Here is an 8,335-nt window from a genome sequence, read left to right as displayed (position 1 = left end):
TTGCGGTCAATAGCCCTTAATAATTGGTAACGTCCAGTTGCTTCGTCATAGCTAATTCGGGCATAATGACCAGTGGCAATGCGATCGCATCCCAACTCTTCATGGGCATATTGCACCATTGGCCCAAACTTCCTCGGTTTGAGTTCCCATTGCATCAATAGTGATGATAGAGCCTGTGATATCCAGTAACTCTAATAATGCCGGAATTGCTGTAATCTCATTAGATTTATCTTCCACTTTCATCTGTGCCAAGACCAAATTTTGTTCACTTGCCCAGGCACTAATTACGTGCAATGCGGATTTACCTTGATTTCGGTCATAAGAACCCCTAATGGTCTTTCCGTCTATGGGAATTATCTCTCCTCCCATCTTCGTCACTAGGGTTTCTATCCATCTCAAGAAACAACGGTTTAATTCTTCTGGATTGATGAACTCAAATACCCGTCGAAAGGTGTCATCGGAAGGGATTCCATTTGGTAATGCTAAAAATTCTTCTAACCACTTTTGCTTGCTGATGGCGTAGTTCTCCATGTCTTCCCATCCTTGCGCTCCACCTATGACTGCCAGAATCGCAATTACCACGATATCTGTGAGTTGATGTTTCTTTGTTCGCTCTACTCTTGGGTCTTTGATGTCTCCAAAATTCTCCACTAAACTTTTTTGAATAGCTTCCATTGATGCCACCTGTCCTGGCTTTGGCTGATAACGATTACTTTTCTTGGCTGGAGCCGATTTAGTCTTAAATCCTTCAGACATAAAGTTTCATTAGAGAATTTTTCAGGGTGAGCGCATTGCTTTCATCTCACTTCTTTTGCCCTGATGTCAAGTACATTTTCTATCTGCCCACCGATGTTTATCTTGTTTCTTTTGTCAAGTTCATACTATACCAAATTAGATGAGCTTACCCTGGTTTAAGGAGATGGGTCATATGTTGCTAACCATGTGTTTATCTACGATGAATCTAACAAATACCGTTGTTAAAAATGCCCTGGAAGCAATTAGTTTTGCTGATGTTGAAGCATGGTTGGCTGAAGTTTTTGGTCAATCTATGCTCTCGAAAAGAAAAACCCTATTTTCGGAGTTAGTTGACGACACAAAAACTGCATGAACGAAAAATGCCTAAAAAGGCACAAAGTCAACAGCCTAGGCAGCAGCCCCAACGACGAGCATTCCCAGTCGGAGACTGAGAACGAGGCAATCTAAAAGCTAGTACAGTGCGGCGTAAATAAACCACCCATTTAAAATAGCCAGAAAGCTGACAAAATAAGCATTCTTTCTTTTTACTTTTGCCTTTTTACTTTTGCCTTCTTGTACTAGTTCTAGACTGCTTTCACGTTAAGTTGACACCAATGGGCAATGCTCATACGTGTCAACTTAACGTGAAACCCTGGTCAAGACGTGATATTGAGTTCATCACTGACCATCACGATCCGCGTTATTCGTAGACCCTCATCTCTGAGGTTAACGAACTTTGGGGGTTTAAGTCCCCAGCAATACAGGCAGCCCGTTTTGGGTCGGGGTCTAAATCCCCGTGCCAAAACGTAATTGCGAATTGCGTTAGCGAGTCTTCTCCCAAAGGGAGACGCTAAGAGCGATAGCGCAGCGTTAGCGAGTCATCGAGCGTCATCACGAGCGTCATTGCGAATTGCGAATTGTTTTAATGCTTGCGTTGATATCCCTATCATGCTTTGTGTGGCAATTTTTGCAAGTCCAATTTCTTATATCAAGAGGTAAACTCCCGACTTGATTAAGGCACACATGACAGGTTTTTGAACTAGGGAAGATGTAAATTTCAATTTTACAGATTATTACTATTTAACTAGCTGATGTAATTTTTTAAATTAAAATACCTACCAGACTTAATGTTGCTATAAATAGAATTTGATATCTTATGATACCTCTTACTGTTGGCGACCCAATTCCCTGGTTCATTCTTCCTTCAACCTCAAACCCAAATTTTCACTTTAATACGGTTGGCGGATACCGTAGCATTTTGTTTTTTTTCGGAAGTTCTAAAAATAACTATATTCGGAAGATTATTGATGATTTCTCTAACCAGCAGCAGCAGTTAGCTACGTATCAAGTGCCATTTTTCGGTGTTAGCATAGACCCAAATGATACTTTCTTAGCAGATTTAATACAGAATAAAACTTATTTCAAATTTCTTTGGGATTTTGAACGGAAAGTCAGTTTCCAATACGGTATTTGTCAACCAATTGGGCAGGCAAACAACGAACTGCAATATAGACCAACAATTTTTATTTTGGATGAAAATTTACGAGTTATCAAGGTTTTGCCAATCTTAGATACTACTCAACCTTGCGAACAAGTATTTGAGTTTATTAAAAGTTTACCCGCAATCCCACAAAATATTCCAGCAGCGAGACAAGCACCTATTTTATTTATACCCAATGTGCTAAATCAAAGCTTTTGCCAACATTTAATTGATTTGTACGAAGCAAATGGTGGTGAAGATTCTGGCTTCATGCGACAAATCGATGGCAAAACAGTCGGAGTCTATGACTATGAATTTAAAAAACGCCGAGACTATTTAATTTCTGATCCCCAACTATTAAAGCAAATCAGTGAAATGATGATGCGACGGGTTAAGCCAGAAATAGAGAAGGCGTTCCAGTTTAGCATCACTCGCTTTGAACGCTACTTGGTATCCTGCTACGAAGCAACTGATAAAGGCTTCTTTAATCGTCATCGTGATAATACTACCAAAGGTACGGTACACCGACGATTTGCTATGTCACTGAATCTCAATACTGGCGATTACGAAGGTGGAGAACTACGATTTCCAGAGTATGGACTCCAGCTTTATAGTCCCAATGTAGGAGAAGCAGTAATTTTTTCTTGCTCTTTACTGCATGAAGCTACTCCTGTCACCAGTGGCCGGCGTTTTGTTCTTCTGTCGTTCTTTTACAATGAGCAAGATGCCCGATTACGGGAAGAAAATAGCAAGTATGTTGTACTCGATAATAATAATGGTGATTAAATAATTCGTAATTCGTAATTCGTAATTCGTAATTAAGTTTTGTGAAAGCGTTGCGGTAGCGAGTCTGCGATAGCGCAGCGTTAGCGAGTACTCGAGCGTCGCGTCCGGGGATTTAGACCCCGACCCAAAACATGCCGGTTATTGAACCGGGGGACTTAAACCCACGGAGTTTGTTAACTAAACTTTTTAATTAAGAGATTTTACCAAATCCACCGCCACCAGGAGTTTCTATTACAAAAACATCTCGGGTTTTCATCTCTACTGTTGCTGTGCTGTCTAAATTCTCTTCAATTCCATTCTGACGTTGTATCCAGTTGCGTCCTATTTTTCCTGCTTCCCCACCATTTAATCCAAAGGGAGGAACAACCCGATGACTAGAGAGAATATTAGCTGTCATCGGTTCAAGAAATCGAATGCGGCGGATAACTCCATTACCACCCGAATATTTTCCTTTGCCACCACTATCGGGACGAAGACTAAAGCTTTCTAAAAGTACAGGATAACGAGTTTCTAAAACTTCTGGATCGGTCAAACGAGAGTTTGTCATGTGAGAATGGACACCATCAGTACCATCAAAATCAATCCCTGCGCCTGAACCGCCGCAGATAGTTTCATAATATTGATATTGCTCATTACCAAAAGTAAAATTATTCATCGTTCCTTGAGAAGCAGCCATAACACCCAAAGCACCATATAAAGCATCGACAATAGTTTGAGAAGTTTCGACATTACCCGCGACTACTGCGGCTGGATAGATTGGGTTTAGCATACAGCCAACGGGGATAATAATTTCTAGAGGATTAAGACACCCGGCATTGAGAGGAATATTATCATCAACTAAAGTACGAAAGACATATAAAACTGCTGCTTGAGTTACAGCTTTAGGAGCATTAAAATTACTATTTAGTTGTAGAGAAGTCCCAGTAAAATCGATGGTAGCACTACGGTTTTCTGGGTGAATCGTTACTTTAACTTGAATTTGTGCCCCATTATCCATTTTATAAGTAAATGAGCCATCCTTGAGAACAGCGATCGCACGTCTCACAGACTCCTCAGCATTAGCTTGCACAAATGTCATATAAGCTTGAACAGTATCAATTCCGTATTGTGCAACCATTTTAGAAAGTTCTTGAACTCCCCGTTCATTTGCGGCAATTTGGGCTTTGAAATCGGCTAGATTTTGGTCAGGTTTACGAGCAGGATAAGTATGATTTGAGAGGTGCTGTCTGACTACGGTTTCTCGAAAATTTCCCTCTTCAACCAAGAGAAAATTATCAAAAAGAATTCCTTCTTCTTCTACTGTGGTGCTGTGGGGAGGCATTGAACCGGGAGTAATTCCACCAATATCTGCTTGGTGTCCGCGAGAAGCAACGAAAAAGATGGGCATGGGACATTGGGCATTGGGCATTGGGGATGGATTATTTTCACTACTTTCTAAAAATACAGGGGTAATTGCAGTTACATCAGGCAGATGTGTTCCGCCGTTATAGGGGTTATTAGATAGATAGACGTTTCCTGATTTTAGGGTGTCGCCTTTATCCTTAATTAAACTGCGGACACTTTCACTCATTGAGCCTAAATGTACGGGAATATGTGGGGCATTTGCTACTAATAATCCCGATGAATCAAAAATAGCACAGGAGAAATCTAGCCTTTCTTTGATATTCACTGATGTGGCTGTATTTTGCAACACAATTCCCATTTGTTCGGCGATAAATTGATAGAGATTTTTGAATATTTCTAAGCGGATGGGATCAGGTTTAGATGTTGTGTACATTTTGATTCCTATTTTTGAATTTGATAATTCTGAAAAATTCAAGGGGTAAATATTTGTAAATCTTATACTTTAGACTAAAGTTAAAAATTATTATTGACAGTGTATAAAATCTTGTAAATATGCTCATCCTAGTAATGAGAATATATTTTTTCAGCCAACTCCTGGATCAAAAGTGATAAATTGTTAAAGGATTAATTCAGAAAGAAAATGCTGTGACACCACCTGAATTTTCATTGTATGGGAAAATTGCCCTAGTACAATACGGCGTAAATAAACCACCCCTTCGGGTTCGGCAGTTCCTCATGGGGGAAACCCCCAAGACCGGACTGCCTCACCATTCAAAATCAATGAAACGCTTACGCTGTATTCATTTTGAATTTTGAATTTTGTTAGCGCAGCGTAAAGCCTTCTCTTTCAGAGACGCTAACGCGAACGGCATGGCTTCGCTTAGAGCGAGTCTACGAGCGTCATTTTGAATTCCGCCTTGCGGTACTAGTTACTGGAGGAGGGCAAGGATTAGGATTAGAAATCACCAAAGCACTTGCGAGTGCAGGGGCTTTTGTTTTTATCAATGGGCAAAACCATGAAAAGTTAAATCGCACAGTTACATCTGTAACCGCAGTTGGCGGATCAGCTTTGCCATTGCAATTAGATATTACAGATGAAGCAGCCGTTAAAAAAGTGTTCATCTTACCAATATTATTGGTAATAATGTGATAAACAGTTGGAATTAGGACTGTATTAATGCTTAACCTTTATTTCCTGCTCTAAAAACAGGTTGCCAATGTCAAATAAAAGTTGCATAGTACCTCGATAGCCAACTTTGGTGAACTGACCATGATCTAAGCGGTCAAAAATGGGAATCCCTTGACGGTAGAGAGGAATTTTTAAGCGTTGAGCGATCGCGACTCCATGAGAGTTGGTAATTAGCAAATCAGATCCAACCGCCAATTGCTCAAAGTCTTCCAAATCGCCAATAGTGACGCTCTTGATCGGCAGTTTTTCCAGTAGAGGAAAGCGTGTTGTTGTTACTGCTGCGTGAATCTCAACTCCTAGCGATCGCAAAAAAGCAACTGTTGACCAAAGTAAATCTGGTTCCAGCGCCAAAGAAACTCGCTTGCAGCCAAAGTAAAAGTGATTCTCCAACATTACATATTGCAACTGATGGCGTTGACGGCGGTATTTCTCCGGTACACTAACACCACTGATATCCGCCAATGCTTGTAGGAATTTATCTACTGCTGCTAGTCCTGTGAGTTCGCCAAATACCTCATAAGGTATATTGAATCTCTGCTCCAAAATTTGCGCCGCACCCCGCATACTATCACCTAGTGCCAAAGTGAATACAGAACTGCCAATTGAGCGTAACTGTGCTGCATTTGTGCCATTAGCTGTAATGGCACTAGAAGAATCTTCTATAGAACCATCTAGTGAGCCAGAAAGGTCAGGTACAACAATAGGTACAAGTCCAAAAGAAGTGACAATTTCTTTGATTTCCTGGACATCCCCTGGTGTAAAGGCAGAACTCGCCAAAATAGTGATTTGTGTGGCACAAGCGTCTTGATTGGAGCTTTTTTGAGGAATTTCCCTGACTATACTCTCAACGGCACCAGCAAAGCCATCTTGTAATGTACCTTTGAAATCCGGTGTAGAGACAAGCACAATTGGTAAATAATCCAGTTCTGGATGACGGTGGCGAATCTCCTTCACAAAGCGTCCCATATCATCACCTCTGGTTTCCACCAGTCCAGTGCTACAAAGACCGATAATTTCTGGTTTGGATCTCTGCATCAAAGTCAAGATTGCTTGTTCAACTCTTTCTTCACCACCCAAAATCGTTGCGACTTCGGTCATCGCCGTACTGGAAAGGGGAATCGTCTGACGGAAATGCTGTACTAATACTGCCTTAGTCAAAGCAGTACAGCCTTGAGAACCGTGTAATAAAGGCATCATTCCCTTCAACCCCAAAAAGGCTAAAACTGCGCCTACAGTTTGGCTTTGCTTCAAGGGATTAACTGCAACAGATGTACTCGTAACGCTAATAATCGCCATCAAATTTCCTCCTCTGACCACGGGGCTGGCTGGTATACTTGTTCCCACACAGGATTGTAAAAAGCAGCATACAATTCTCGTGCTACCTCTAAAATTCCTATATAGCCTGCATAGGGATGATTGCGTTCTTGATTAATATCTAAAAATGGAATCCTAGCTGTGAGAGAAGCGTCTTGATAGCGTTTATCAGAAATTAACATATCAGCTTGATTTTCGTTAATTATCTGTAAAATTTCTTCAGGACTATTTTGTTCTAGAATTATGCCATCTTGACCTAACAAACTTTTGACTCTAATTCTATCCTCCTCAGTATTATTCTTAGTACTAATAGCAATAACTTCCATTCCCAATTTCTTAGCAGCAAAGATAATCAGCCAACTCTTGAAACTTCCAATAGAAAGGATAACGCGCTTACCTTGTAATCGAGTGATATACAGAGATAATTTTTCATCTATTGCAGCAGTTTCTTCTACAATTAGTTTTTCTGTACGTTCCTGCAAATCAGGATTACCCAATTTTGATGCAATATTCCTTAAACATTGATTGATTGACTCTATACCATAGATAGACTCCTCTATATAGGGAATGCCATATTTTTTCTCCATGCTTTTTGCCATGTTAATTAGTGCTTTGGAGGAGAGAATCACGTTCAGCTTGGCGCGATGGGCATAGCAAACTTCTTTGTAGATAGCATCGCCTGTAATTTTTGCCAAAACTCTGATACCTAATTTCTCTAACAACGGCAAAACATTCCATATTGCACCTGCGATGTTATGTTCACCAATTAGGTTGATGTCATTAGGTGTACTATTCTCTGGTTCAGCTGTTCCAATAACGTGTTCTAGCAACGCTTCAGCAGCAACACGATTGCCCAAATTTTGGTTCCCAATAAATCCAGGGCAATGTACAGGGATAGTGGGTATTCCTGTTTTCTCAGTGGCATTTTTGCAAACTCCCTCAATGTCATCACCAATCAGGGCGGTGATGCAAGTAGAGTAGACAAATACTGCCGCAGGTTTGTAGCGTCTTGCTAGTTCTAAAATGCCTTTGTAAAGCTTTTTGGCTCCACCAAAGATGATATCGTTCTCATCGATGTCGCTGGTAAAACGTATCTTGTACAGCATCGAACCAGAAGAGAGACTGCTGTAACTTCCCCAAATGCTGGCAGCACAGCCACTTGGCCCGTGAACTACATGAGCAGCATCAGTGATTGGTACTAGGGTAATCATTGCACTGTCAAAAGCACAACTCCCTTGAGTAGTTCCAGGTTGGGGTAATTGTGTGGAGGACTTTTTTTTGTGTAGTTTCTGCTGCTGATGAGCATCTTCAGAATTGGAGTCACTGAACGAATCGTTGATTTTTTCTGGGGTAGGATTCATTTGTTTGGTGACAATAGGTAGAAGTTATTAGGTGTTAAGTCGATTCCAAAAGGCTTTGATAGGATTTTCATTTATTAACCGTGTATCTAAAGCATGGAATAAAAGGGAATGAGAAAAATAATTTCC

General features: G+C 40.6%; 6 protein-coding genes and 3 pseudogenes. 3 read left to right on the top strand and 6 right to left on the bottom strand.

The window, feature by feature from the left end:
* Both V7K76_RS25140 and V7K76_RS25135 read right to left on the bottom strand, forming a co-directional pair.
* Window positions 1-140: pseudogene (locus tag V7K76_RS25140) on the bottom strand (tRNA 2-thiouridine(34) synthase MnmA); the annotation flags it as partial.
* A pseudogene (locus V7K76_RS25135) lies at window positions 136-756 on the bottom strand (ISAs1 family transposase); the annotation flags it as partial. The pseudogenes V7K76_RS25140 and V7K76_RS25135, both read right to left, overlap by 5 nt.
* A 199-nt stretch (window positions 757-955) precedes the next feature.
* Here V7K76_RS25135 and V7K76_RS25130 point away from each other — a divergent pair.
* Window positions 956-1,108 (top strand): hypothetical protein, encoded by a 153-nt coding sequence (locus tag V7K76_RS25130; protein ID WP_334780449.1) that lies wholly within the window; start codon window positions 956-958, stop codon window positions 1,106-1,108.
* 527 nt (window positions 1,109-1,635) lie between these two features.
* Here V7K76_RS25130 and V7K76_RS25125 read toward each other — a convergent pair.
* Window positions 1,636-1,785 (bottom strand): zinc ribbon domain-containing protein, encoded by a 150-nt coding sequence (locus V7K76_RS25125; protein ID WP_442936248.1) that lies wholly within the window; start codon window positions 1,783-1,785, stop codon window positions 1,636-1,638.
* A gap of 106 nt (window positions 1,786-1,891) precedes the next feature.
* Here V7K76_RS25125 and V7K76_RS25120 point away from each other — a divergent pair, with 106 nt between their 5' ends.
* Window positions 1,892-3,001, top strand: coding sequence for a 2OG-Fe(II) oxygenase (locus V7K76_RS25120; protein ID WP_334780450.1), 1,110 nt, complete (start codon window positions 1,892-1,894; stop codon window positions 2,999-3,001).
* Between the two features lie 190 nt (window positions 3,002-3,191).
* Here V7K76_RS25120 and V7K76_RS25115 read toward each other — a convergent pair whose 3' ends face one another.
* Window positions 3,192-4,778, bottom strand: coding sequence for a hydantoinase B/oxoprolinase family protein (locus V7K76_RS25115; protein ID WP_334780451.1), 1,587 nt, complete (start codon window positions 4,776-4,778; stop codon window positions 3,192-3,194).
* A gap of 498 nt (window positions 4,779-5,276) precedes the next feature.
* Between V7K76_RS25115 and V7K76_RS34660 the strand changes: the two are divergent.
* A pseudogene (locus V7K76_RS34660) lies at window positions 5,277-5,495 on the top strand (SDR family NAD(P)-dependent oxidoreductase); the annotation flags it as partial.
* 24 nt (window positions 5,496-5,519) lie between these two features.
* On the opposite strand, the gene nifN reads toward V7K76_RS34660, so the two are convergent.
* Window positions 5,520-6,830 (bottom strand): nitrogenase iron-molybdenum cofactor biosynthesis protein NifN, encoded by a 1,311-nt coding sequence (nifN, locus tag V7K76_RS25110; protein WP_334780452.1) that lies wholly within the window; start codon window positions 6,828-6,830, stop codon window positions 5,520-5,522.
* Window positions 6,830-8,209, bottom strand: a complete 1,380-nt coding sequence (gene nifE, locus V7K76_RS25105) for a nitrogenase iron-molybdenum cofactor biosynthesis protein NifE (RefSeq protein WP_334780453.1) — start codon at window positions 8,207-8,209, stop codon at window positions 6,830-6,832. The genes nifN and nifE overlap by 1 nt, the downstream gene beginning before the upstream one ends.
* Window positions 8,210-8,335 lie beyond the last annotated feature (126 nt).

This window comes from Nostoc sp. (genome assembly GCF_036917975.1).
GTDB lineage: Bacteria > Cyanobacteriota > Cyanobacteriia > Cyanobacteriales > Nostocaceae > Nostoc.
Note: the sequence above shows the minus strand (reverse complement) of the source record. Positions and strands in the feature narration are given on the sequence as shown.